The 26,436-nt window shown below is 43.1% G+C and carries 21 protein-coding genes, 3 rRNA genes and 3 riboswitches; of the genes, 22 read left to right on the forward strand and 2 right to left on the reverse strand.

Features of this window, described 5'->3' with window-relative positions; genetic code table 11:
- Positions 1-78 precede the first annotated feature (78 nt).
- The 4 genes from BPOF4_RS01745 to BPOF4_RS01760 all read left to right on the forward strand — a co-directional run bounded on the left by BPOF4_RS01745 (position 79) and on the right by BPOF4_RS01760 (position 4,426).
- Positions 79-1,023, forward strand: a complete 945-nt coding sequence (locus BPOF4_RS01745; protein ID WP_012957331.1) for a nucleoside hydrolase — start codon at positions 79-81, stop codon at positions 1,021-1,023.
- 127 nt (positions 1,024-1,150) lie between these two features.
- Positions 1,151-2,860, forward strand: a complete 1,710-nt coding sequence (locus tag BPOF4_RS01750) for an ABC transporter ATP-binding protein (RefSeq protein WP_012957332.1) — start codon at positions 1,151-1,153, stop codon at positions 2,858-2,860.
- Positions 2,861-2,970: 110 nt separating this feature from the next.
- Complete coding sequence (locus tag BPOF4_RS01755) at positions 2,971-3,771, forward strand: class I SAM-dependent methyltransferase (RefSeq protein WP_012957333.1); 801 nt, start codon at positions 2,971-2,973, stop codon at positions 3,769-3,771.
- Positions 3,764-4,426 (forward strand): pentapeptide repeat-containing protein, encoded by a 663-nt coding sequence (locus BPOF4_RS01760; protein ID WP_012957334.1) that lies wholly within the window; start codon positions 3,764-3,766, stop codon positions 4,424-4,426. Before BPOF4_RS01755 ends, BPOF4_RS01760 begins: the two co-directional genes overlap by 8 nt.
- A gap of 16 nt (positions 4,427-4,442) precedes the next feature.
- Here the strand turns inward: BPOF4_RS01760 and BPOF4_RS01765 are convergent, their stop codons facing one another.
- Positions 4,443-4,934 carry a GNAT family N-acetyltransferase gene (locus tag BPOF4_RS01765; RefSeq protein WP_012957335.1) on the reverse strand — a complete coding sequence of 164 codons (492 nt, stop codon included), beginning with the start codon at positions 4,932-4,934 and terminating at the stop codon, positions 4,443-4,445.
- Positions 4,935-5,123: 189 nt separating this feature from the next.
- Here BPOF4_RS01765 and BPOF4_RS01770 point away from each other — a divergent pair, with 189 nt between their 5' ends.
- The 9 genes from BPOF4_RS01770 (at position 5,124) to rrf (ending at position 18,926) form a co-directional block, all read left to right on the forward strand.
- Complete coding sequence (locus BPOF4_RS01770) at positions 5,124-5,327, forward strand: hypothetical protein (protein ID WP_411809984.1); 204 nt, start codon at positions 5,124-5,126, stop codon at positions 5,325-5,327.
- A gap of 260 nt (positions 5,328-5,587) precedes the next feature.
- Positions 5,588-6,547, forward strand: coding sequence for an AAA family ATPase (locus tag BPOF4_RS01775; RefSeq protein ID WP_012957337.1), 960 nt, complete (start codon positions 5,588-5,590; stop codon positions 6,545-6,547).
- Positions 6,544-7,713, forward strand: coding sequence for a DUF58 domain-containing protein (locus BPOF4_RS01780; RefSeq protein WP_012957338.1), 1,170 nt, complete (start codon positions 6,544-6,546; stop codon positions 7,711-7,713). Before BPOF4_RS01775 ends, BPOF4_RS01780 begins: the two co-directional genes overlap by 4 nt.
- A complete protein-coding gene (locus tag BPOF4_RS01785) occupies positions 7,710-9,908 on the forward strand; it encodes a transglutaminase TgpA family protein (protein WP_012957339.1) in 2,199 nt (732 codons plus the stop codon). The genes BPOF4_RS01780 and BPOF4_RS01785 overlap by 4 nt, the downstream gene beginning before the upstream one ends.
- Before the next feature lie 41 nt (positions 9,909-9,949).
- A riboswitch (purine riboswitch) is annotated at positions 9,950-10,051 on the forward strand.
- A gap of 103 nt (positions 10,052-10,154) precedes the next feature.
- Entirely contained in the window at positions 10,155-11,696 is a 1,542-nt protein-coding gene (gene guaA / locus BPOF4_RS01790) for a glutamine-hydrolyzing GMP synthase (protein ID WP_012957340.1), read from the forward strand.
- Positions 11,697-11,775: 79 nt separating this feature from the next.
- Positions 11,776-11,877, forward strand: a riboswitch (purine riboswitch).
- Positions 11,878-11,988: 111 nt separating this feature from the next.
- A complete protein-coding gene (locus BPOF4_RS01795; RefSeq protein WP_012957341.1) occupies positions 11,989-13,290 on the forward strand; it encodes an NCS2 family permease in 1,302 nt (433 codons plus the stop codon).
- A 602-nt stretch (positions 13,291-13,892) separates the two neighbouring features.
- Positions 13,893-15,444 (forward strand): 16S ribosomal RNA (locus BPOF4_RS01800).
- Positions 15,445-15,809: 365 nt separating this feature from the next.
- Positions 15,810-18,749: ribosomal RNA gene (locus BPOF4_RS01805) — 23S ribosomal RNA — on the forward strand.
- Positions 18,750-18,810: 61 nt separating this feature from the next.
- A 5S ribosomal RNA gene (gene rrf, locus BPOF4_RS01810) occupies positions 18,811-18,926 on the forward strand.
- Together the 16S, 23S and 5S rRNA genes form the textbook arrangement of a ribosomal RNA operon.
- A 336-nt stretch (positions 18,927-19,262) precedes the next feature.
- Here the strand turns inward: rrf and BPOF4_RS01815 are convergent.
- Positions 19,263-19,589, reverse strand: coding sequence for a hypothetical protein (locus BPOF4_RS01815; protein WP_012957342.1), 327 nt, complete (start codon positions 19,587-19,589; stop codon positions 19,263-19,265).
- 261 nt (positions 19,590-19,850) lie between these two features.
- Here BPOF4_RS01815 and BPOF4_RS01820 point away from each other — a divergent pair, with 261 nt between their 5' ends.
- The 9 genes from BPOF4_RS01820 (at position 19,851) to purK (ending at position 26,425) form a co-directional block, all read left to right on the forward strand.
- Positions 19,851-20,066 (forward strand): hypothetical protein, encoded by a 216-nt coding sequence (locus tag BPOF4_RS01820; protein WP_012957343.1) that lies wholly within the window; start codon positions 19,851-19,853, stop codon positions 20,064-20,066.
- An 88-nt stretch (positions 20,067-20,154) separates the two neighbouring features.
- Positions 20,155-21,171 (forward strand): threonine aldolase family protein, encoded by a 1,017-nt coding sequence (locus BPOF4_RS01825; RefSeq protein WP_012957344.1) that lies wholly within the window; start codon positions 20,155-20,157, stop codon positions 21,169-21,171.
- A 27-nt stretch (positions 21,172-21,198) separates the two neighbouring features.
- Positions 21,199-21,843: an MOSC domain-containing protein gene (locus BPOF4_RS01830; protein WP_012957345.1), complete on the forward strand. Its 645-nt coding sequence runs from the start codon at positions 21,199-21,201 to the stop codon at positions 21,841-21,843.
- A gap of 108 nt (positions 21,844-21,951) precedes the next feature.
- Positions 21,952-23,049, forward strand: a complete 1,098-nt coding sequence (locus tag BPOF4_RS01835) for a type III polyketide synthase (RefSeq protein ID WP_012957346.1) — start codon at positions 21,952-21,954, stop codon at positions 23,047-23,049.
- The gene (locus tag BPOF4_RS01840) at positions 23,049-23,609 is read left to right on the forward strand and encodes an isoprenylcysteine carboxyl methyltransferase family protein (protein WP_012957347.1); all 561 of its coding nucleotides are present in this window, start codon (positions 23,049-23,051) and stop codon (positions 23,607-23,609) included. Before BPOF4_RS01835 ends, BPOF4_RS01840 begins: the two co-directional genes overlap by 1 nt.
- A 143-nt stretch (positions 23,610-23,752) precedes the next feature.
- The gene (locus tag BPOF4_RS01845) at positions 23,753-24,292 is read left to right on the forward strand and encodes a DUF2179 domain-containing protein (RefSeq protein WP_175585174.1); all 540 of its coding nucleotides are present in this window, start codon (positions 23,753-23,755) and stop codon (positions 24,290-24,292) included.
- 23 nt (positions 24,293-24,315) lie between these two features.
- Positions 24,316-24,507 carry an NETI motif-containing protein gene (locus BPOF4_RS01850; RefSeq protein ID WP_012957349.1) on the forward strand — a complete coding sequence of 64 codons (192 nt, stop codon included), beginning with the start codon at positions 24,316-24,318 and terminating at the stop codon, positions 24,505-24,507.
- A 75-nt stretch (positions 24,508-24,582) separates the two neighbouring features.
- Positions 24,583-24,684, forward strand: a riboswitch (purine riboswitch).
- A gap of 131 nt (positions 24,685-24,815) precedes the next feature.
- Positions 24,816-25,301, forward strand: coding sequence for a 5-(carboxyamino)imidazole ribonucleotide mutase (gene purE / locus BPOF4_RS01855; protein ID WP_012957350.1), 486 nt, complete (start codon positions 24,816-24,818; stop codon positions 25,299-25,301).
- Positions 25,298-26,425, forward strand: a complete 1,128-nt coding sequence (gene purK / locus BPOF4_RS01860) for a 5-(carboxyamino)imidazole ribonucleotide synthase (protein ID WP_012957351.1) — start codon at positions 25,298-25,300, stop codon at positions 26,423-26,425. The genes purE and purK overlap by 4 nt, the downstream gene beginning before the upstream one ends.
- Positions 26,426-26,436: the final 11 nt, after the last annotated feature.

A 26,436-nucleotide genomic window follows, 5' to 3' on the forward strand; every position in this document is an offset into this window, starting at 1 on the left:
TTATCTGCTTTTATTGGGGCGAACTTTCGGACTCAAACTGAATCTAGGTGTATATACATACTATTGAGGTGATCTAAGATGGAGAAGGTGCTCTTATTTTGTGATCCGGGTATAGATGATTCTGTAGCCATTATGTTCGCGTTGCTTCATCCTGATATTGAAGTAGTAGGAATTGTGTCTAGTTACGGAAATGTTGATAAAGAACAAGCAACGAATAATGCCGCTTATTTGCTTGATCTTGCAGGGAGACTTGATGTTCCTTTAATTGGTGCGGCGGCTTACCCTTTATCAGGGGAAATGGCTGTTTATTATCCTGAAATTCATGGGGAAGAAGGGTTAGGGCCGATCACACCTCCAGATACGATAAGCGGCACATTAGAAAATTTTTCGCGTGTTTTCTCCATTATCGATGAATACGAAGGAGAGCTCGTCATCGTTGATGTTGGAAGGCAAACCTCATTAGCTTCAGCCTTTATTCTCGGTGAGGATGTAATGGATAAAGTTAAAGCCTTTTATGTAATGGGCGGAGCTTTTCTTGTGCCTGGCAATGTAACCCCGCTTGCAGAAGCAAATTTTTTTGGTGATCCCATTGCTGCAAACGTTGTTGCCACAAGAGCGCATAGTCTAACCATTGTGCCATTAAATGTGACGAATTATGCCATTTTAACGGATGAAGTTATAGATCAGATTACGGACCAAGAATATAACACCTTCACTCCCCTTATAAGGCCCATTTACGATTATTACGCAGAAGCATATCAAGAGCTTGTGTTAGGAATAGAGGGGGCTCCTTTTCACGATGTTGTGACATTGGTTGCGCTGACCAATCCAGAATTATTTGATTTTGTGGAAAGAGAAGTAACGGTTGTCGATGATCCAAGTGTAAGAGGCTTAAGTGTAGCGGATTTTAGACCGCTATCTGCTGAAGAAGAAGCGTCAATAGAGGGTGCTCAAATTGCAATGGATTTTAATTATGATGAGTATATCAATATCTTTATCCAAGTAATGAAAATGGAGTTTTAATTATTGTTGCATTAGGTCATTCCTAATGCTTTTTCTTTTGCCTATTGTAAGATTGGCAAAACTTAATTATAATTGATTATCATTATCAATTAAGAAATCATGTGTCATTTAGTTGGGGAGTGAAGTCTTGTTAAAACGATTTTTTTCATACTATAAACCGTACAAGTGGCTGTTTATTTTAGATTTTTCATGCGCTGTCCTTGTTGGTTTGCTAGAACTAGCTTTTCCGTTGGCAGTTAACTATGTCATTGATCAGCTCCTGCCTGGGGGTGAATGGACGATTATTTTATGGGCTTGCTTAGGCCTTTTAGTTATCTACTTAATCAATACAGGCTTGCACTTCATCGTTACATATTGGGGTCATATGCTTGGAATCAATATTGAAACGGATATGCGCAGCAAATTATTTGAACATATGCAAAAGCTATCGTTCGGATATTACGATAACAACAAAACGGGTCATTCTATTTCAAGACTGACAAAAGACCTTGAGGAAATTGGGGAAGTTGCTCACCATGGACCGGAAGATGTATTTGTAGCCTTAATGACCCTTGCCGGGGCCTTTGTTATTATGCTTACGATTAACTGGAAGCTTGCTATTCTTTCTTTTCTAGTTATTCCTCTGTTGATGTGCTTAGCTATTCACTTCAATAAAAAAATGACTCATACGTTTAGAAAGATGTTCAGCGATGTAGCGGATATTAATGCAAGAGTGGAAGACAGTATTGGGGGCATCCGTGTCGTTCAAGCTTTTGCTAACGAAAAACATGAGCAGGAACAGTTTGCAAAAAATAATTCAAGCTACCGACGTACGAAATTAACGTCCTACAAAATTATGGCTCAAAATATTACAGCCAATTATGTGTTAATGAGGATGGTCACATTATTTACACTCGTTTTCGGAACGTGGTTTGTATTAAATGGAAGTCTTACTTACGGTGAGTTTGTGGCCTTCATTTTATTATCAAATGTACTGCTTGGTCCTATCCAAAAAATTAATGCAGTTATCGAGAGTTACCCTAAGGGCATAGCTGGTTTCAAACGTTATACAGAAATTTTAGATACGAGACCAGACATAGAAGATTCTAAAGAAGCAGCGCCTATTAAGGTTAAAGGAGATATTGCCTACAAAGACGTTTCATTTGGTTATGAGGGATTGGAAAACGTTCTAAATAAAATAAATTTCTCCATACGATCAGGAGAAACGGTCGCTTTTGTCGGTCCATCAGGCTCAGGTAAGACAACCTTGTGCAGCTTACTTCCTCGTTTTTATGAAATAGGCGCGGGCAGCATTGAGGTAGATGGAAGAGATATTCGTACAATCTCCCTCGAGTCATTACGCTCACAGATTGGCATTGTCCAGCAGGATGTGTTCTTATTCTCAGGGACGATTAGAGAAAATATCGTGTATGGGAAGCTGGATGCAACCGATGAAGAGGTACTAAGTGCTGCTCGGAAAGCTCAGTTAGATGAATTTATTAAGACGCAGCCTAACGGGTTAGATACAGTGATCGGCGAGCGAGGGGTAAAGCTTTCTGGCGGTCAAAAGCAACGGCTTGCCATTGCTCGAATGTTCTTAAAAAACCCGCCGATTTTAATTTTAGATGAGGCAACGTCAGCCCTTGATACAGAAACAGAAAGAGCGATTCAAGAATCATTAGCCGAGCTTTCAAAAGGAAGAACGACATTAGTGATTGCTCATCGTCTAGCAACGATAAAAAATGCTGACCGCATTATGGTTGTGACCAAAGAAGGAATCGCAGAACAAGGAAGGCATCAAGACTTACTTAATAGTAACGGCATATACAGCCGTCTTCACTACGCTCAATTTGGATAATATACATCCCCTGTCAAATCAAATGGCAGGGGATTTTTTAGAAAGGATTTATCTACTTTATAGGGAATGTATAAGTGTGGAAGAAGCGTTAACTGTTAGGAGGAAAAGAGATGACGGCTCGAAAAGGCAGTGAGGAAAAAGCTGAAGTGATGAAGCAATTTGGTGCTAATGCTGAGAAATATGTAGCGAGTGAGTCCCATGCTAAGGGGGAAGACCTCCCGCAGCTAGTTCAGTGGATTCAGCCTAAGGCAGATTGGGTCGCACTTGATATTGCAACAGGGGGAGGGCATGTGGCGAAATCTCTTGCTCCGCACGTAAGAGAAGTGTTTGCAACGGATTTAACAAAAGCAATGCTGGCCAATACAGCAAATCATCTTAAAAAATCATTCTCAAATATTACCTACGTGGTAGCCGATGCAGAAGATCTGCCGTTTTTAGAGGGAACATTCGACCTTGTAACCTGCCGAATTGCTCCCCACCACTTTCCTAACCCTGATCAATACATTGCAGAAGCTGCCAGGGTCTTAAAGCCAGGCGGTTTATTCCTCATGATTGATAATGTAGCACCTGAAGAGGAAGAGTTAGCAGAGTATCTTAATACCTTTGAAAAGTTACGAGATGTAAGTCATGTTGCTAGTTTGAGTGTATCAAAATGGGAAGAGTATTTAGCTGATGAGGGGATGGTTGAGGTCCAAAGTCAATTAAAGAAGAAGACGTATAAATTTCCTGCTTGGGTAGAGAGGACAGCAGAAGACTCTGATCAGATTAAGCGAGTGCATCACTATATAACGAGTGCTTCGAAAGAAATAAAAGAATATTTCCAAGTTGACGCGGCGGCAGGCGAAGTAAAATCTGTAACGATTGATGAATGGATGACGTTGCATCAAAAAGGTGGAATGGAAAATGAGTAAGCAGGTAAAGAAGGCCCCGAAAATAAAAAAGCCTGATCTCCCGCCGCGTCTTGAAGAATTAAAATGGGACGCAAGCCTTTTAGGAGAAGAAGAAAGAATAGAGAATGGGCTAATAAAGGATCAAGTAATTGAAGGGATAAAAGAAGAGAGACTGTCTTTTAAGAAACTGCGTTTTGAAGGGGTGACCTTTGAGTCCTGTTCGTTTCGGCAGATTGAATTAGTAGATGTAGAATTTTATAAGTGCGACCTCTCAAATATTGATCTTAGTGATAGCATTATTCACCATGTTGAATGGAAGGATTGTAAATTATTAGGGATGAATGTGTCAGGGAGTACAATACGGCATACAACATTCAAAGGGTGCCAAGCGGATTACTCTGCTTTTGGATTCGCCAATTGTAAATGGGTTGCCTTTGAACACACATTATTAAATCGAGCAGATTTCTATGAAGCGGTGTTTAAGCATACCTCTTTTGCTCATTGTAAGATGGACCAAGCAAATCTTTCAGGACCGAGCCTCCAAGGTGTAGATCTTAGTACTTGCTCGTTTGATAACCTCACAGTTTCAATTGATCAATTAGAAGGCTGTATCATATCGCCCGAGCAAGCAATTGGTTTTGCGAAAATTTTAGGTCTTGTCATAAAGGAACATTAATTAAACGTTTATTTAACTACAACAGCTTGTATAAGTAGTATTCATTTACAGGTTTACCGTTAATGATTAGAGAATGAACTTTCTCCCCCTCAAGAACGAACCCCATTTTACGGTAGAGATCAAATGCCGGCTTATTATGCTTAATGACAGTTAATTCAAGCCGGCTTATTTGATGGTCGGCAGCCCAGGTGAAAAGGGAATTAAACAATGCCGAGGCAATACCCATCCCGCGGAAGGATGCTGATACACCGAGGGTAATATAGGCACGGTGCCGTATTCTTTCTAAACCTCCTGCTTGGACGGTGAGGTATCCCGCCAGTTGTTGCTCAACTTCTGCTACAAAGAGAGCGGATTGAGGCTTTGATAAGTGATGAATCATCGACTTAATTGGCTCAATACTATTTCTTCTCTCCCCAGGGTTATAAAGCATCATCTCTGATGCATCTAATTCTTTAAATAATTTAAGCAATTCTGGTGCATCTTTTTCTGTTACATAACGTATCTTCATCTGCATGTCCCTCCCTTTGTATCTCTATCATACTTTTTATCTCTGGCAATAAAAACCTATTTTTACCTATTGAGCAGAACCCCTGTCACTGACCTATAGATGAGTGCATATGGTAAAGGGAAGAGTGAACAGTTTACTGGGGAGTGAATCAATGTGAATCCACATCAATTTCAAGATATGAGGAGACCTATGGGAGGACGACCAGGCTGGGGCGGCCGGCCTGGATGGGGAGGAAGAAGACCTTACTGGGGGCCTGGTTTTGGCGGCGGTGCATTTGTTGGCGGAGTTCTAGGCGGACTTCTTGGCAGTGCGCTGTATCAGCCATATGGATATGGGCCGTACCAATATCCAATCTACTATAACCCGTACTTGCCTTATGGGTATTACTACTAAGTATTGTAAAGAGCTGCCGTGCGGCTCTTTTTATCGTTATCCAGTGGTTTGAAATCCGACTTTTATAGGTATAACAAAATGGATAAACCATATTGGTAAAACAAATGTAGGGACCTAATAGACCTAGAGATGATATGATGAATATAAGATAAGTCTATTAAATGAATTCCTTAATATAGCTGTCTGTTTTCTACTGAAAAAATCTTAATTCATTTATTAATAGAATTATAAATAAATAATGATTGAACGGAGGAAGCTGCATGCAGGAACTAGTCGCTAAAATAGATGGAATGATTGAAAATATTGAACGTGTCGTAGTTGGAAAAAGAAAGGAAATTGAATTAAGTTTAGTCGCTTTATTTGCTGGTGGACATGTTTTGCTAGAAGATGTCCCTGGAGTTGGTAAAACCGTTATGGTTAAAGCCATTGCCAGATCGCTTGGAGCGGATTTTAAACGAATTCAATTTACACCGGACCTTTTGCCTTCTGATGTGACAGGGGTTTCTATTTATAATCAACAAACTCAACAATTTGAATTTAGAGCAGGTCCGATTATGGCAAATATTGTCCTGGCTGATGAAATTAATCGAACGTCTCCAAAAACCCAAGCTGCTCTCTTAGAGTCTCTAGAGGAGGGGAGTGTGACTGTTGATGGAGATACTCTTAGTCTTCCATCACCGTTCTTTGTCATGGCCACACAAAATCCAGTAGAATACGCGGGCACCTATCCATTGCCAGAAGCACAATTAGACCGCTTTTTATTAAAGATCGAACTAGGTTATCCTACAGCTGAAGAAGAGCTTGAAGTATTACGGAGAGTAGAGTTTGGTCACCCTGTTGATGCAGTTGAAGCAGTAATGTCTATAGAAGACGTACTAGATATCCAAAAGAGAACGGCTGGTATTTTAGTAGATGAACAGGTGAAAGGCTATATTATCAGTTTAGTACAAGCTACACGAAAGCATGCGGCTGTGGAACTTGGCGTAAGTCCTCGTGGAGCGATCGCTTTAATGAAAGCCGCACAAGCTTATGCGTTACTGAAAGGCCGTGATTTTGTCCTTCCTGATGATGTCAAACATTTAGCGGAATGGACGATGTCACACCGCATGATTTTAAGTCCTGAGGCTAAGATGTCAAATGTAGAGGTTAAATCAATTGTCAATGAGATCCTTGGGCAAGTAAGAGTACCTGTAACAGGTGACAAGGTGGCTACACTGTGATTGAGCGAATGTTTAGAGCGCTAGGGACCATTACAAAACTTATTATTCTTCTGCTTATCGTTGCCGGAACGTATGCCTATGCGATGTTTCAAGGGGGATTTGTTAGTTGGTTTCTGTTTTACAGCGTTGTAACGTTGATTGGGTTAACGGTACTTGTCGGCCTGTTTAATTTAAAAGGGTTTAAAGTAGAGAGGAAATTGTCTTCTACTGTTCTTTATTCAGGAGACTCTATTGAAGTGGAGGTCATCTTAAAGAAAAGTCGTTTCCAGCCTTTTTTCTATGTAAGGGTTCGAGATATTGTCCCAAACAATATCGGAAGCCAGACTTCATATAGCGCACTCTTTTTCTTTTCCTTTTCTAATGAGCTTCGGTTTACTTACAAGATTAAAGGTGTAAAACGCGGTGAGCATACATTAACAAAAACGGAACTGTCGTTTGGTGACCTTTTTGGCCTCTTTGAAAAGAAGTTTAAAGTTGAATCTGAATCCACCTTTATCGTTTACCCTGCTTTTAAGGTGTTAAATAGTTTGCCAAGGGCCGACCATTCTCAAATTGAAGAAGGAACTAGGCCTGATCAATCTCTTGAAGAAGAGCGTTCTTTAGCAGGGGTACGCAGCTATACACCAGGAGACCGTTTGACAAGCATTAATTGGAAGCAGTCAGCCCGAGTTTCGCAATTAATGACTAAAGAGTTTGAAACGTTCCGTAATGACGGGGCAGTTGTGCTTTTTGAGCCTTATATGAAGCAGCCATCTAGTGAACGATTTGAGAAGACGGTTGAGCTCTCTGCCTCTCTTATTGCTACTATTGTTAAGGGCAGCCCTAATGCTTCATTTTCCATACGATCGGTAAATTGGCAGTCGTATGACATTAAACAAGCGAATCTTCCGCTTGCGCTCAAGCTGCTCGCTAAAGTTAAACCTGAGAAGTCGGGACCGCCTCCTATCCATAAAATGTACCGTGAGTGGAGAGGGAAAAACGTCTATGTCGTGTCAGCTGAACTTAACGCAGAGCTAATCGCAGCATTAACTGTCATGAAGGAACAGAAGATCTCACCTCATGTTGTTTTATATACAGAAGACCTAAGGGATCAAGTGATGACACAGAAGCTTAAACAAAAAGGAATTAAGGTTCATGTTTTACCTATTGGTGGTGTGAAGCGATGAAGTTAATTATGCAAAAAAAGCAAATAGATACAAGTCGTGATCTCTTATTATATATGATGAGTTTTATTCTGCTGCTAGAGTGGTTATGGCCGCTGCCCCATATTACAAACACGGGCTTTATTCATATCTTTATTATGATTACGGCCATTTATTTTGTAGTGACCTTCTTACAGCTGCCGGTCTATGTTTCATTGCCTGTGAAAATGATCGTGACCGCCTATGGGTTATTTCTCGTTTTTTTTGAAGGCCCGCTATTTACAACAGAGTGGATCAAACTTATTCTGGCTGATTTTTGGCTGAATGGCGGTTATATGATCTCGGGGCAGTGGTATGCCTTAACAGATCTATTTCGCAGTTTTCTTTTCTTCTTATTGCTGTCGATTATGAGCTACCTGCTCTTTTATTGGACTATTTATGCAAGACGAGTGTTATTTTTCCTCATCTTTACAGTGGTTTATATTACCGTAATCGATACTTTCACGTTATATGATGCAACGTATGCAATTATTAGAGCATTTATCGTTGGCTTTCTGCTGCTAGGCCTTCTAGCTATTTATCGAATGATGGAAAAAGAAACATTTAACCATGTTCCATCCTTTCTTCCGCTTAAGATCGGCCTCTTACTTGTTGCTCTTATTACAAGCGCAAGTATTTTAGGTTTCCTCTCACCAAAGCCCGAACCGCAGTGGGATGACCCGATCCCCTATGTTCGTGCGGCCGTAGGACTTGAAGATCCGTCTGCAGAAGGCGGGGATGGCACGCAGCGAATCGGATATGGAGATAATGACGAGCAGCTTGGCGGAGGGTTTGTTCAAGATGATTCGCCGTTATTTTATGCAGCCCTTGAAGAAGGACAGTACTGGAGAGGAGAGACGAAAGATTTTTATACGGGAAGAGGCTGGGAGACAACAACTCCCGAACAGCCTGCAGAAGAACCCGTCCTAGAAGATCTCCAATCAGAGGGAGCGACGTTTTTTAAACGAGATACGGAAGTTTTCTTTAATGGCGAAACCGACAGAAGGTATCCTCACTTGTTCTATCCAGGTACACTGCTTACTTACTCTTCTGTAAGTGATGCTGAGCTTTTGAAGGATCAATATACAGAACGTGCAGCAACATTTCGGAATGGTTCACCAGTGGACCTTTCAAACTATTTAATTGAATACGCGCATCCAGAATATGATATTGAAGGCTTAAGAAATGCTGGTGGAAATATCAGTGATGACCTTGAATATTACTATACCCAGCTTCCGGAGGATTTACCTGACCGCGTGCGTGAATTGGCTTTGGAACTAACAGAAGATCAAACCAATCAATATGACCGCACCAAAGCTATTGAACAATACTTCCAAAGCCCGGAATTCACCTATGAAACAGAGGATGTTCCGGTTCCGGATGAAGGACAAGACTATGTCGATCAATTTTTATTTGAAACTCAAAGAGGCTACTGTGATAACTTTTCAACGTCAATGGTTGTCATGCTTCGTTCAATAGACATTCCTGCTAGATGGGTGAAGGGATTTACTCAAGGAGAAATGGTCGATACGTTAGATGACGGACTCCAACTCTATGAAGTGACGAATGGAAACGCGCATTCGTGGGTTGAAGTGTATTTCCCAGAAGTGGGCTGGGTTCCTTTTGAACCAACTAGAGGATTTGATTCTGCCTATGAATTTAATGAACCTGAAGTAGAGGGGAATGAAGAGACGGATCAAGCAGAGGAAAATGAACGGGAAGAACAGGATATAGAAGATGTGTTTGCAGAGCTTGAGGATGCCGAGGAATCAGAGGCTGCTTCAAGTGCGAACGAAACAGAAGGCCCCAATGTCTCTTCAAATGCACTGCTTGCGATTTTCTTTTTACTCATTTTGGCGATCGTGATCCTGATTTATCATAAAAAGCTGGCGCGCATATTGGTTTTAGCGCAGTTTAAGCATAAGTCGAATCATCAAGGAGTCTTTGAGAAAGCTTATAGGAGACTCTTGTGGCTTCTTGGATACATTGGATATAAACGCCAAGACGGGGAGACCCTAAGGGAGTATGCGAAGCGAATAGATGCTTCGTTTGGAGGCGATGATATGCTTAGGTTAACAGAGGAATACGAGCGTATCTATTATGGCCGAAAAAAGAGTAGTGAAAGTTGGGAACATTACAAAAAACACTGGATTCGCTTACTTCAGCAAATCAATTCTTGACCAGTGTATAGCTCATTGATAAAATGAATCCGTGCTAAAAATGTGAATAGAGATTGAACCTTCGTATATCCTTAGGAATATGGCCTAAGAGTCTCTACCGGATTGCCGTAAATAATCTGACTATGAAGGCAGAATTAGTATAGCTAGAATTCTGCCTTTGTACGTTTCTTTTGGACGAGCAGGTGAATTCTGGCTTTTTGTATATTGGGGGTTTCTCAGAATCTTACTAGATAAAGGGTGGATAACATGAATGAATTAAATCAAGAAATGGTCGTTGTACTCGATTTTGGCGGTCAGTACAATCAATTGATTACACGTCGTATTCGTGATCTTGGCGTATACAGTGAGCTTCACTCTAACAAGCTGACAGCAGAAGAAATTAAAGAAATGAACCCAAAAGGGATTATTTTCTCTGGCGGACCTAACAGCGCGTATGTAGAAGGTGCTCCGCAAGTGGATCCTGCTATTTTTGATTTAGGCATTCCGATCTTCGGGATTTGCTACGGTATGCAATTAATGACTCATCACTTTGGCGGTAAAGTAGAGGCTGCTAACCACCGTGAGTATGGTAAAGCATTAATTAACATTGAGAACCAATCGGATATTTTTAAAGGTCTTCCTATTGAGCAGTCTGTATGGATGAGTCATGGTGATCTAATTGTAGCACCTCCAGAAGGCTTCGTAGTCGATGCATTTAATCCTTCGTGTCCGGTAGCTGCGATGAGTAATGCTGAGCGTGGTTTCTATGGCGTGCAGTTCCACCCTGAAGTTCGTCATTCACAATTCGGTAATGAAATGCTTAAGAACTTTGTATTTGAAGTGTGTAAATGCCACGGCGAATGGTCAATGGAGAATTTCATTGAAATTGAAATGGAGAAAATTAGAGCGCAAGTCGGAAATAAAAAAGTATTATGTGCATTAAGCGGCGGGGTTGATTCTTCAGTTGTAGCAGTACTCATCCACAAAGCAATTGGCGATCAACTAACGTGTATGTTTATTGACCATGGTCTTCTTCGTAAAGATGAAGCAGAAGGTGTTATGAAAACATTCAGTGAAGGCTTCAATATGAATGTGATTAAAATTGATGCGCAAGAGCGTTTCCTATCTAAGCTTAAAGGTGTATCTGACCCTGAACAAAAGCGCAAAATTATTGGAAATGAATTTATTTATGTATTTGAAGAAGAAACAAGCCAATTAACGGACATGGACTTCTTAGCGCAAGGAACACTTTACACTGATATTATTGAAAGTGGGACAGATACAGCACAAACGATTAAGTCTCACCATAATGTAGGCGGACTTCCTGAAGATATGAAGTTCACATTAATTGAGCCGTTAAATACGTTATTTAAAGATGAAGTACGTGAGCTTGGTTCTGAGCTTGGTATTCCAGATGAGATTGTTTGGCGTCAGCCGTTCCCAGGTCCGGGTCTTGGAATCCGTGTTCTAGGAGAAATTACAGAAGAGAAGCTTGAAATCGTTCGTGAATCAGATGCGATTTTACGTGAAGAAATTAAAAAAGCTGGGCTTGATCGTGAGATTTGGCAGTACTTCACGGCACTTCCTGATATGAGAAGTGTTGGTGTAATGGGTGATGCTCGCACGTATGATTACACAGTAGGCATCCGCGCCGTTACTTCTATTGATGGGATGACTTCTGATTGGGCTCGTATCCCGTGGGATGTACTAGAACTTATTTCAACTCGAATTGTAAATGAAGTAAAGAATGTTAACCGTGTAGTGTATGACGTTACTTCTAAGCCGCCGGCAACGATTGAGTGGGAATAAACGAACGATATTAACTGGAAATAAATTAATGTTCGGGAATAGCATTGACAAAATTCGACCTGATTGATAGACTTCTTTATAGAAATAAAAGATGTCATTTCGTATAACTGCAGGAATAGGGCCTGCGAGTCTCTACCAAGCTACCGTAAATAGCTTGACTACGAAAAATCAGGTACTCTTCATTTGAATTGAGGGGTCATGAATTTTTTAGTGGTTAAGCTTTGGGTAGATGATACTCAAAGCTTTTTTATTTATGCGATATGACGATCACATTTGATATGGGGGAAGAGAAATGGATCGTTTTTTTAAGTTCAAAGAAAGTGGAACAACTTACAGACGAGAGTCAGTGGCCGGGGTTACGACATTCCTCGCTATGGCTTACATCTTATTTGTAAATCCGCTTATTTTAGCTGATACAGGAATGGATATGGGAGCTGTCTTTACTGCTACTGCGCTGGCTGCGGCTCTTGGTACATTAATAATGGGTGTGGTGGCCAACTACCCGATTGCCCTGGCTCCGGGGATGGGGCTTAATGCTTTCTTCGCTTATTCCGTAGTTCTTGGAATGGGGATTGACTGGCAAGTTGCGTTATTCGGTGTTTTCATGTCTGGTATCATTTTTATCTTTATTACGGTTCTTCGTATTCGTGAGTTAATCATTAACGCGATCCCAGCAGAACTAAAATATGCAGCAGCTGCTGGTATCGGATTATTTATTGCTTTTATTGGATTGAAAAATGCTGGAATTGTTGTTCCTTATGAAGCAACAGCGGTAACGCTTGGTGATATGATGGCAGGCCCTACATTGCTTGCTGTATTCGGTCTTGTGATTACTGTGATCTTCATGGTTCGAGGGTTTAAAGGCGGCATTTTTTATGGAATGATTATTACATCGTTAGCTGGGATTGCAACTGGAATTATTGGAATGCCAGAACAAATTGTTGGGTCAGTTCCTAGCTTAGCGCCAACATTCGGCCAAGCATTTGCAATTGACTGGTCATCGGTTTTCACAATTCAACTTCTTGTTGTTATTTTAACATTCTTATTTGTAGATTTCTTTGATACAGCAGGTACATTATATGCTGTAGCGAACCAAGCTGGTTTTGTAAAAGATAATAAACTGCCTCGTGCAAGTAAGGCGTTATTAGCAGATTCAAGTGCAACATCTATCGGAGCGATCCTTGGTACGTCAACAACTACAGCTTATATCGAATCATCTTCAGGTGTTGCAGCAGGAGGACGTACAGGATTTACATCAGTTGTCACTGCAGGCTTATTCTTAATCGCATTGTTCTTCTCGCCGTTACTAGCGGTGGTCACTGCTGAAGTAACAGCGCCTGCATTAATCATCGTCGGTGTGCTGATGGCTTCCTCATTAGGATTAATTGATTGGAAAAAGTTTGAGATTGCTGTGCCGGCCTTTTTGACGGTTGTAACTATGCCTTTAACTTACAGTATTGCAACGGGGATTGCGTTAGGATTTATCATGTACCCAATTACGATGCTGTTTAAAGGGCGCGGCAAAGAAGTGCACCCGATCATGTACGGACTATTCTTTGTCTTCATTGCTTACTTCATGTTCCTAACAGAATAGAAAATGAAAAGAAGGCCAAGTCGATTGACTTGGCCTTCTTTTGTAAATTTAGCTCTTCCTATAAGTTAGTACTGATTATTAAAAGGCATATCGTACAAACCTTTCAGGGATATTGATGTAGTTTGGTCCGTGTTGATTCGTTTACTCATCCTTATATATACGCATCATTCTTTTATCTCTTAACTACTCTGGTTTATTCGTCACTCGTTGAAGCAAGCAACGTTAAAATATAAATGGCGCAATCATCAATAATATTAATCTATAAAGCTTGTAGTTTTTTCTTTGTTGCGTGAGGAAGAGAGTTGTTCTTTATTAAGGAGGTCAGGTCATAAATTGATTTTACGACAAATCTCAATTATTTTTGATATTTCTATTGACGCTTGTCGAAAAGGCTGGTAAAGTAGTCTCTGTTGCCAACGAAAGACAAACGGCAACGAAAAATGTTTTTAAAAAAGTTGTTGACTTTCAAATCTTGATTTGATAAGATAATAAAGTCGCTAACAACGACGGAAAAAAGTTCTTTGAAAACTGAACAAAAGCCAAGCGAAATAGAGATACATGATATCTCGTCAATGAATTATTTTTGAGCTTAATCAAACACTTTTATGGAGAGTTTGATCCTGGCTCAGGACGAACGCTGGCGGCGTGCCTAATACATGCAAGTCGAGCGGACTGATGGGAGCTTGCTCCCTGATGTTAGCGGCGGACGGGTGAGTAACACGTGGGCAACCTGCCTGTAAGACTGGGATAACTCCGGGAAACCGGGGCTAATACCGGATAACCCGTTCCACCTCATGGTGGAGCGGTAAAAGATGGCCTCTGGCTATCACTTACAGATGGGCCCGCGGCGCATTAGCTAGTTGGTAAGGTAACGGCTTACCAAGGCGACGATGCGTAGCCGACCTGAGAGGGTGATCGGCCACACTGGGACTGAGACACGGCCCAGACTCCTACGGGAGGCAGCAGTAGGGAATCTTCCGCAATGGACGAAAGTCTGACGGAGCAACGCCGCGTGAGTGATGAAGGTTTTCGGATCGTAAAGCTCTGTTGTTAGGGAAGAACAAGTGCCGTTTGAATAAGGCGGCACCTTGACGGTACCTAACCAGAAAGCCACGGCTAACTACGTGCCAGCAGCCGCGGTAATACGTAGGTGGCAAGCGTTGTCCGGAATTATTGGGCGTAAAGCGCGCGCAGGCGGTCTCTTAAGTCTGATGTGAAAGCCCACGGCTCAACCGTGGAGGGTCATTGGAAACTGGGAGACTTGAGTACAGAAGAGGAGAGTGGAATTCCACGTGTAGCGGTGAAATGCGTAGATATGTGGAGGAACACCAGTGGCGAAGGCGACTCTCTGGTCTGTAACTGACGCTGAGGCGCGAAAGCGTGGGGAGCAAACAGGATTAGATACCCTGGTAGTCCACGCCGTAAACGATGAGTGCTAGGTGTTAGGGGTTTCGATGCCCTTAGTGCCGAAGTTAACACATTAAGCACTCCGCCTGGGGAGTACGACCGCAAGGTTGAAACTCAAAGGAATTGACGGGGGCCCGCACAAGCAGTGGAGCATGTGGTTTAATTCGAAGCAACGCGAAGAACCTTACCAGGTCTTGACATCCTTTGACCACTCTAGAGATAGAGCTTTCCCCTTCGGGGGACAAAGTGACAGGTGGTGCATGGTTGTCGTCAGCTCGTGTCGTGAGATGTTGGGTTAAGTCCCGCAACGAGCGCAACCCTTGATCTTAGTTGCCAGCATTCAGTTGGGCACTCTAAGGTGACTGCCGGTGACAAACCGGAGGAAGGTGGGGATGACGTCAAATCATCATGCCCCTTATGACCTGGGCTACACACGTGCTACAATGGATGGTACAAAGGGCTGCAAAACCGCGAGGTTGAGCGAATCCCATAAAGCCATTCTCAGTTCGGATTGTAGGCTGCAACTCGCCTACATGAAGCCGGAATTGCTAGTAATCGCGGATCAGCATGCCGCGGTGAATACGTTCCCGGGCCTTGTACACACCGCCCGTCACACCACGAGAGTTTGTAACACCCGAAGTCGGTGAGGTAACCTTTTGGAGCCAGCCGCCTAAGGTGGGACAGATGATTGGGGTGAAGTCGTAACAAGGTAGCCGTATCGGAAGGTGCGGCTGGATCACCTCCTTTCTATGGAGTATTTACTCTAGTCGATGTATGATCTTACGATCATATACGCTTTGGATCTTTTGTTCAGTTTTGAGAGAACACAAAACTCTCTATTAAAAGCTTTTGCTCCTGCGATTACTCGTCGCAAGGCTGCATGAAGCGAAAACTGAGAAGTGTTACATGATGTAAATGAAGTCAGTAGCCTTGTTCAGTTTTGAAGGAACTATCCTTCAATTAGATACTAATTCTCACCAAGTTGAGTAAGAGTTAGTACTTGGTTCTTTGAAAACTAGATAATGAAATGTAAACATATTTGTTCATCGGTATCTTTTAATAGAGAAGATTGAACGAGCATGTCAAGAATTCAACAACCTTTTTTAAATTTTGGTTAAGTTAGAAAGGGCGCACGGTGAATGCCTTGGCACTAGGAGCCGAAGAAGGACGCGACGAACGGCGAAACGCCTCGGGGAGCTGTAAGTGAGCTTTGATCCGAGGATATCCGAATGGGGGAACCCACTATTCGTAATGGAATAGTACCCATACCTGAATACATAGGGTATGAGGAGGCAGACCTGGGGAACTGAAACATCTAAGTACCCAGAGGAAGAGAAAGCAAATGCGATTACCTGAGTAGCGGCGAGCGAAACGGTATCAGCCCAAACCAAGAGGCTTGCCTCTTGGGGTTGTAGGACACTCTATACGGAGTTACAAAGAAATAGGATAGGCGAAGCGATCTGGAAGGGTCCGCGACACAAGGTAACAGCCCTGTAGTCGAAATTCTATTTCCTCCTGAGTGGATCCTGAGTACGGCGGGACACGTGAAACCCCGTCGGAATCCGGGAGGACCATCTCCCAAGGCTAAATACTCCCTAGTGACCGATAGTGAACCAGTACCGTGAGGGAAAGGTGAAAAGCACCCCGGAAGGGGAGTGAAACAGATCCTGAAACCGTGTGCCTACAACTAGTTGGAGCCCGTTAATGGGTGACAGCGTGCCTTTTGTAGAATGAACCGGCGAGTTACGATGTCGTGCAAGGTTAAGCTGATAAGGCGGAGCCGTAGCGAAAGCGAGTCTGAATAGGGCGAATGAGTACGCCGTCGTAGACCCGAAACCGTGTGATCTACCCATGTCCAGGGTGAAGTTCAGGTAACACTGAATGGAGGCCCGAACCCACGCATGTTGAAAAATGCGGGGATGAGGTGTGGGTAGGGGTGAAATGCCAATCGAACTCGGAAATAGCTGGTTCTCCCCGAAATAGCTTTAGGGCTAGCCTCGAGGTTGAGAGTTTTGGAGGTAGAGCACTGATTGGACTAGGGGTCCCCACAGGATTACCGAATTCAGTCAAACTCCGAATGCCAAAAACTTTTACTCGGGAGTCAGACTGCGAGTGCTAAGATCCGTAGTCAAGAGGGAAACAGCCCAGACCATCAGCTAAGGTCCCAAAGTATACGTTAAGTGGAAAAGGATGTGGAGTTGCCCAGACAACCAGGATGTTGGCTTAGAAGCAGCCACCATTTAAAGAGTGCGTAATAGCTCACTGGTCGAGTGACTCTGCGCCGAAAATGTACCGGGGCTAAACGTATCACCGAAGCTATGGATTGACACCTTAGGTGTCAGTGGTAGGGGAGCGTTCTAAGTGCAGCGAAGTCAGATCGTGAGGACTGGTGGAGCGCTTAGAAGTGAGAATGCCGGTATGAGTAGCGAAAAGAGGGGTGAGAATCCCCTCCGTCGAAAGCCCAAGGTTTCCTGAGGAAGGCTCGTCCGCTCAGGGTAAGTCGGGACCTAAGCCGAGGCTGAAAAGCGTAGGCGATGGACAACAGGTTGAAATTCCTGTACCACCTCCTCACCGTTTGAGTAATGGGGGGACGCAGTAAGGTAGGGTAAGCGCACTGATGGATATGTGCGTCCAAGCAATTAGGCTGAGAAGTAGGCAAATCCGCTTCTCGCGAAGGCTGAGTTGTGATGGCGAGGGAAATGTAGTACCGAAGTTCCTGATCCTCCACTGCCAAGAAAAGCCTCTAGCGAGGTGAGAGGTGCCCGTACCGCAAACCGACACAGGTAGGCGAGAAGAGAATTCTAAGACGCTCGGGAGAACTCTCGTTAAGGAACTCGGCAAAATGACCCCGTAACTTCGGGAGAAGGGGTGCTCTGGTAGGGTGTATGCCCGAGAGAGCCGCAGTGAAAAGATCCAAGCGACTGTTTAGCAAAAACACAGGTCTCTGCGAAGCCGCAAGGCGAAGTATAGGGGCTGACACCTGCCCGGTGCTGGAAGGTTAAGAGGAGGGGTTATCCCTTACGGGAGAAGCTCTGAATTGAAGCCCCAGTAAACGGCGGCCGTAACTATAACGGTCCTAAGGTAGCGAAATTCCTTGTCGGGTAAGTTCCGACCCGCACGAATGGTGTAACGACTTGGATACTGTCTCAACGAGAGACCCGGTGAAATTATAGTACCTGTGAAGATGCAGGTTACCCGCGACAGGACGGAAAGACCCCATGGAGCTTTACTGTAGCTTGATATTGGATGTTGGTACAGTTTGTACAGGATAGGTAGGAGCCTTGGAAGTCGGAGCGCCAGCTTCGATGGAGGCGTCGGTGGGATACTACCCTGACTGTGCTGACATTCTAACCTCGAGCCGTGATCCGGTTCAGGGACAGTGTCAGGTGGGCAGTTTGACTGGGGCGGTCGCCTCCTAAACAGTAACGGAGGCGCCCAAAGGTTCCCTCAGAATGGTTGGAAATCATTCGTAGAGTGCAAAGGCAAAAGGGAGCTTGACTGCGAGACCTACAAGTCGAGCAGGGACGAAAGTCGGGCTTAGTGATCCGGTGGTTCCGCATGGAAGGGCCATCGCTCAACGGATAAAAGCTACCCTGGGGATAACAGGCTTATCTCCCCCAAGAGTCCACATCGACGGGGAGGTTTGGCACCTCGATGTCGGCTCATCGCATCCTGGGGCTGAAGTAGGTCCCAAGGGTTGGGCTGTTCGCCCATTAAAGCGGTACGCGAGCTGGGTTCAGAACGTCGTGAGACAGTTCGGTCCCTATCCGTCGCGGGCGTAGGAAATTTGAGAGGAGCTGTCCTTAGTACGAGAGGACCGGGATGGACACACCGCTGGTGTACCAGTTGTTCCGCCAGGAGCATCGCTGGGTAGCTACGTGTGGACGGGATAAGTGCTGAAAGCATCTAAGCATGAAGCCCCCCTCAAGATGAGATTTCCCATGGAGTTAATCCAGTAAGACCCCTTAGAGATGATGAGGTTGATAGGTCTGGTGTGGAAGCATGGCGACATGTGGAGCTGACAGATACTAATCGGTCGAGGACTTATCCAAATTATTCTTGACGTATGTTTACACATTATCTAGTTTTGAGAGAACCATCTCAATTCTATAGCTTGGTGGCGATAGCAAAGAGGTCACACCCGTTCCCATGCCGAACACGGTCGTTAAGCTCTTTTGCGCCGATGGTAGTTGGGGGCTTCCCCCTGTGAGAGTAGGACGTTGCCAGGCGATAAAGCACAATCCAATCGGGTTGTGCTTTTTACTTTCCTATTCATATAAGTTTGACCATGGAACCGGCGCAATAATGAATAAAGTAGAAACAATGGTTCCCCACAATGACGCATTTCCCACCTGAACAGACGCAATCAGCTGACATTGGCGCAATTGACGTCTCAAGTGACGCGATCATTAAAAGGATAGGCGCAATTAAGGAGTCTGCCAACGTAATAGCCGCTCGTACTGACGCAATTAGTGACCGGAGCAGCTGCGCGCCTATATCAATCAAACAAGCGCTTGGACCCGGCCCTTCCTATCTTCCTATCTTCCTATCTTCCTCTATATACTCTATGACCTCTCACCGATAATTAATTCAGAGTTATGCCTGTCCCAATACATTGGAGTTCGTTCTGGGTAATCAAAAAGATATTTAAAGTACCATGTATACAGTAAGTTATGCTGCTTTTCTAGTGTGCTGACTTCATGTGTATATTGACGTAATTCGCTCGTTACGGAATCTCCTGCTTCATGCTTCTCTATAATTTCTCCTTTAAGCATTTCTACTCTTTCTGTCTTTATTTCAATCATTTGATAGCCTAAATAGGTCATAACACTAAAACAAACGACTAAAAAGAGAGTGAAGAAGATAAAGATTGGTTTAAGTTCATTAAGCATTATCATTTCCTCCTTTCAAACAGTTACTTTTAAAACCCGTCGTTCATTGCCCGTCCGAATAATATGCAGAAGAACGAAACTGCAGGTCTTGCCATATACTATGTAACTCAGAGTTGAGGTGTCCCAAAAATAAGATGGATTGTAAGAGAACATGACTCATTTAGTTTTTTGAGTAGATAAACTGACAGAGCAATAGTGTAGCCAAGCTGTAATACGTTAAGATCTTAATAAGGAAAATAATAGAAGGAAGGGTTGATATATGTGCTTACACATTATTTAGAAGATCATTTTGGGATTTATAAGGAAGATGAGATTATTTCACCTAAGACAAATAAGAAAGTTCCTGTGCATCGAATCATTCATATGCTAGAGAAAAAAGGGAAGCTTCAGCAGGTCTCACATACGATAAAAGCTATTCAGTCTTTAGGGAGAAAAGGGGTAATCACCTATCTGTCTAAATTAATTGATCAAGAATAAGGACGGAGGCAAAAGATCTCCTATATAATAGAAAGAAAAAGAAAGCCTCTAGATATAGAGGTTTTTTGTTTGATGGGAGAGTGTGGGTATGATTGACTTAAGAAGTGATACAGTGACTAAACCAACTGCTGCGATGCGAGAGGCGATGTACCGGGCAGAAGTGGGCGATGATGTGTACAAGGAAGATCCTACGGTAAGAAGGCTAGAAGAGCTTGCTAGCCAAATGTTAGGCAAAGAGGATGCTTTGTTTGTGACGAGTGGTACTCAAGGGAATCAAATTGCTGTATTAACCCACTGTCGAAGCGGAAATGAAGTTTTGCTCGAGCAAGATTCTCATATTTTTTATTATGAGGGAGGGGCAATTTCTGCTTTTGCTGGTGTACAAACAAGAACAATCCCCGGTAACAAAGGGGAAATGGACCCTCGTCAAATTGAGCTTGCCATTCGAGGAAATGATATTCACGAACCAGAAACAGGATTGATTTGTGTAGAGAACACTCATAATCGCGCTGGGGGTGCTATTGTCTCCGCAGAAAATATGAAAGCTATTTTTGAGGTGGCAACAGCTCATGCTGTGCCTGTTCACTTAGACGGGGCAAGACTATTTAATGCGGCTGTAGCAAGTAATTGCTCCTTGAAAGAGTTCACCCAATATACGGATACGGTTCAAGTTTGTTTATCTAAAGGCCTAGGGGCGCCGATTGGTTCGATCATTGCTGGACCGAAAGAATTTATAACGAGCGCAAGAAAGTGGAGAAAGAGGCTCGGGGGCGGATTAAGGCAGGTTGGAACGATAGCTGCTCCAGGACTTATTGCGTTAAGTGAAATGGTTGACCGTTTAAGTGAAGATCATCACCATGCAAAGATTCTAGCAGAGGGAATCGGGTCAGTGAATGGCTTGGAGGTTGTGAATACCGTAGATACTAATATTGTTTTAGTAGATGTGTCTGGTAAAAAGCTGACTTCAAATGAGTTTATCGAGAAACTGTCTGATGCAGGTGTAAAAGCTGTATCGTTTGGTCCTTCTGTAGTACGGTTTACGACACATTATGACGTGTCCAAACAGGAAATAGAAGAGGCATTAACATTCATCAACTCTATATAAGCATATATTTGAGAGGGGGGGAGTCAGATGTCAACAACCATTCATGCGATACATATTGGCCAGCCTAGGGAAGTGGCACATGGGAAGCAGCTAATAAAGACAAGTATTTTTAAGGAACCCACTGACCAAAGAGTTGAAATCCATGCGTTAGGAATCAAGGGTGATACGCAATCAGACTTGGTTAACCACGGGGGCGTAGATAAAGCAATATGTGCATATTCCTACGATCGCTACCCTTTTTGGGAAGAAAGGCTAGGTCAGCCGGCCGGACATTCGGCATTTGGTGAGAATATCACTTTATATGGATGGTTAGAAGAAGAGGTACAAATAGGCGATGTATTTGAGCTTGGAACGGCTGTTGTGCAAATTAGCCAGCCGAGACATCCATGCTATAAACTCGGTATTAAGCACCAGCAGCCCAAAATGCCGTTATGGGTGAAGGAAACGGGGTACAGCGGGTTTTATTTTAGAGTGTTAAAAGAAGGGCATGCTTCAGTGGAGGATGATCTTAAACGCATTGAATCGTATTCTCATAATCCAACCGTGATGGAAGTGAATAGGTGCAGAAATAATTCTGCTGCAACCAAAGAAGACCTGACAAAAATGCTGGAAGTTAAGGAGTTAGCTTCTGAATGGGTTGAGGTATTTACAAAAAAACGAAATGAGATCTAGAGAATTCTTTCCTATGAAAGAGTTCTTTTTTATTTTACATAAGAGTAAATGAATGGAAATGATTGTTCAGGGCAAAATAAACCCACAACAATAGGGTAGGTGGTTATCATGCCTTCAATTATGTCAATTAGTACGTATTCTCCGCCCAACGCATTAAATCAAGATACGACTACAGAGTTTGCAAGGGAGCTGTTTGGTGAGAGCTTTCAAGATATCGAGAGGCTGCTGACTGTATTTTCAAACGGGCAGATTGATGAAAGACAGTTTGCTGTGCCGATGGATTGGTTCAAGGAAGATCATTCTCTTAAGGAGAAGAATGATCTCTATATTGAACTGGCGACTAAATACGGGGCAGAAGGGATTAAGAAATGTTTAAGTAATCGGCTGTTTCTAAAAGAAGATGTGGATGTAGAAGACATTGAAGCAATTATTCTTGTGTCTAGTTCTGGTATGGCCACACCAAGTATTGATGCAAGGATTATGAATGTACTTCCTTTTTCTGCTCATACGAAGAGAATCCCTATTTGGGGATTAGGTTGTGCCGGCGGAGCGGCTGGAATCAGCCGTGCGTATGAATACTGCAGAGCTTATCCAGAATCCAATGTACTTGTTGTCTGTATAGAACTGTGCAGTTTAACGTTTCAACGTAATGACCGCTCTAAAAGCAACCTTGTCGGAACATCGTTATTTGCAGATGGCATTGCCTGTGCCTTAGTTTCGGGTGATCATTCTTCTATGATAAATAAATGTGCAAAATCTGTTCGACCGGTTATACGGGAAACCATGAGTACGCTTATGCCTGACTCTGAAGAAGTGATGGGCTGGGATGTGAGAGATACGGGGCTGCATGTGATCTTCTCACGCGATATTCCATCTATTATTAAAAAATGGCTTAAGCCTAATGTGGATCAATTTCTAACGCAAAATAAATTAGAATACGGACAAGTTGATGCGTTTGTGGCTCACCCTGGCGGCAAAAAAGTATTAGAAGCGTATGAAGAAACCCTTTCTATTCCGGAGTCCATGACGGCTGTTTCAAGAGAAGTATTAAAGAAGCATGGGAATATGTCATCTCCTACGGTCTTATATGTGCTTGAGGAATTTATGAAAAAAGAAATGGCACCAGGATCTTACGGGCTGATGGCGGCCCTTGGTCCTGGCTTTTGTTCAGAGTTAGTTTTACTTCAATGGGAGGGTGTTCATTAGTGGAATTGGTATATATTTTTATCGGATTTGTCATCATTCAGCGCTTGGTTGAAGTCGTCATTGCGAATCAAAATGCAAAATGGATGAAAAACCAAGGCGGTTATGAGGCTGGCGGGGAACATTATAAATATATTGTTGCCTTGCATGCGTTCTTTTTTGTCGCACTGCTTATAGAAGTGTCTTCTGTGCAAGCGGGAGGAGTAAAGTGGTCACTCATCCCTCTCGTTGTATTTTTGATTGCGCAAATAGGGCGTGTATGGGCATTGTCCACTCTTGGACGCTTTTGGAATACACGTATCATGATCTTACCAGGCGTAAAAGTAGTTGCAAAAGGACCGTATCGTTTTATGCGTCACCCTAATTATGTCATTGTTACGCTGGAGCTCTTTGCTCTGCCGCTGATCTTTCAAGCATACTGGACCGCAATCGTCTTCTCACTTTTAAATGCAGTCATCTTAAGAGTGAGAATTAAAGAAGAGGAACGAGCGTTAAAAGAAGCGACTGATTATGAGGAAGTGTTTAAAGAAAAAGGACGATTCATCCCAAGTTATGACGAGTAAAGGCCGGCTGAGCTGGCCTTTTTTTTATTCGAGGAAAAGAGATAAAAGAAACGATGATTCAACCAAATCACCTATATCATTCAGTAGAATTGTCGTGGTACGATTACACCTAATATGAACTAAAGGGTGAGGAGGGGTAGGAAATGGCTGCATTTCTGATGGAACATGCGCTTATTATGGTCTTGACCATCTTAATTATTAATGTGGTGTATGTTACGTTATTTACAGTTAGAATGATATTCACTTTAAAAGGACAGAGGTATTTAGCAGCAGGTGTCAGCGTAATCGAAATTCTGGTCTACGTGATTGGACTTAGCTTAGTGCTTGATAATCTTGATCAGCCTCAAAATTTGATTGCCTATGCTTTAGGCTATGGGATAGGTGTTATAATTGGTATGAAGGTAGAAGAGAAGCTGGCACTCGGATATATCACTGTAAATGTAATCACAAAAGAATATGAACCAGACATCCCCAATGCTCTAAGAGATAAAGGGTATGGTGTGACAAATTGGGTCGCTTACGGACGAGAAGGAGAGCGTTTGATGATGGAGATACTAACCTCGAGACGGTCAGAGCAAAATCTCTATCAAACGGTGAAAGAGCTCGACCCGAAGGCTTTTATTATTTCACACGAACCAAAAGCATTTTTTGGAGGATTCTGGGTTAAAGGAATACGGAGGTAGCAATCGTGGCTAAAAAGAAAAAAATGAAGTTTGAAGTCGGCGAAAATGAATCAATCGGAAACTGCTTAGAACGTATGCAAAAAGAAGGCTATCAACCCGTTCGCCGGATGGAAGAACCTGTATTTGAAGAGAAGAAGAAGGGGCGGCAGGTTGAATATATTCCTGTTAGACAGAAGATCGTATTTGAAGGGAAATTGGTAGAAGGCGAACAATAATAGTCTGACTTTTTATCATCGTTCGACTTTTTGTTGACAGATCGTGTATCTGCTTGTAAGATGAAGATGAATAAACGAGAAAACAGAATATCACCTCATATAATCACGGGAATAAGGCCCGAAAGTCTCTACCCAATGACCGTAAATCGTTGGACTATGAGGGAAAGTGTCACTTCATTGGATAGGTTTATTGAAGTGTCATGAAAGCGTGGAATTAGCTTCCTTTCTCTCAGTAGACAAAGATAGCTAATTCTGCGCTTTTTTTATGAGTAAAGTGCGATAGAAAACGCAACAAAGGGGAGAACATGATGAAGCCAGTTGTGGGAGTTATTATGGGGAGCACATCGGATTGGGAAACGATGAAACATGCATGTGAGATCTTAGATGAGCTTAAGGTTCCATACCAGAAAAAAGTTGTTTCTGCCCATCGTACACCTGACTTAATGTTTGAATATGCTGAGTCGGCAATCGAGCGAGGGCTAGAAGTCATTATTGCAGGGGCAGGAGGAGCAGCGCATCTGCCTGGCATGGTAGCCGCTAAAACGGTACTGCCGGTGATAGGAGTGCCTGTTGAATCAAAATCTCTTAAAGGGATGGATTCTCTCCTCTCAATTGTACAAATGCCTGGCGGAGTTCCTGTTGCCACTGTAGCCATCGGGGCTGCCGGTGCGAAAAATGCCGGTCTTCTTGCAGCACAAATTTTAGGTTCAACTGATAGAGAGGTTCAATCTAGATTAATAGATAAACGTGAAGCAACAAAACAAGCAGTCTTAGAAAGCAGTGAGACGCTATGAGCAAAGTGATTCGACCAGGTTCAACGATTGGAATTATTGGCGGCGGCCAGCTCGGCAGAATGCTTTGTATAGCAGCGAAACAAATGGGTTACAAAACAGCGGTGCTCGAGCCTGCATCATCCTCACCATGTGAAGGGTTAGCCGATGTACTTATTCAAGCAAGGTATGACGATAAAGAAGCTGCGAGAGAACTTGCGGCCGTCTCAGATGTAATCACCTATGAATTTGAAAATATTGATGCCGAAACAGCAGCTCTTTTGACAGAAGAAGCATATTTCCCGCAAGGATTTAAACTGCTTCAAACAACACAGCATCGAATTCGTGAAAAAGATTCAGTATCGTCACTTGGTGTAGAGGTTGCCCCGTATCAGTCAATAAAGAATCTAAATGACTGCCAAGCTGCAGCTAAAGATATTGGATTTCCAGCCGTGCTGAAGACGTGTCGTGGCGGATATGACGGAAAAGGGCAGGCGGTTGTGCATGATGAAGCTGAATTACTCAAGGAAGCCAAGCGACTGTTAGAATCAGGAGAGCTGGTTCTTGAAGGGTTTATCCCTTTTAAATGTGAGATTTCCATTATTGTCACGCGCTCGACTCTAGGGGAAGTGAAGACATTCCCGGTAAGTGAAAACATTCATGTCAACAGTATTCTTCACCAATCAATCGTGCCAGCGAGAGTGGAAACGGAGTGGCTGAAGAAAGCCCGAGAGATTGCAGAGACGATTGCAGACGGACTCAGTTTAACGGGCATACTAGCTATTGAGATGTTTGTGACTAATGAGGGTGAAGTGATTGTAAATGAGCTGGCACCTAGACCTCATAACTCAGGTCATTACACGATAGAAGGCTGCTTTACTTCTCAGTTTGAGCAGCATATTAGAGCGATTTGCGGACTGCCGCTCGGATCAACGCATCTTTTAGGGGCGACCGTGATGGAGAACATCTTAGGTCAGCATCTAGAGGAAGTGATAAGCGAACTTGATTATTTAAGTGAGGCGAAACTTCATCTATACGGCAAGAAAGAAGCAAAAGAAAACCGGAAAATGGGCCATATCACGGCGATGGGTGACACGGTGGAAGATGCACTTGAAAAGCTCAAGCGAAGAGTGAAGCGAATGTGCTAGAATGAGTAAGG

The organism is Alkalihalophilus pseudofirmus OF4, assembly GCF_000005825.2.
Taxonomy (GTDB): Bacteria; Bacillota; Bacilli; order Bacillales; family Bacillaceae_D; genus Alkalihalophilus; species Alkalihalophilus pseudofirmus.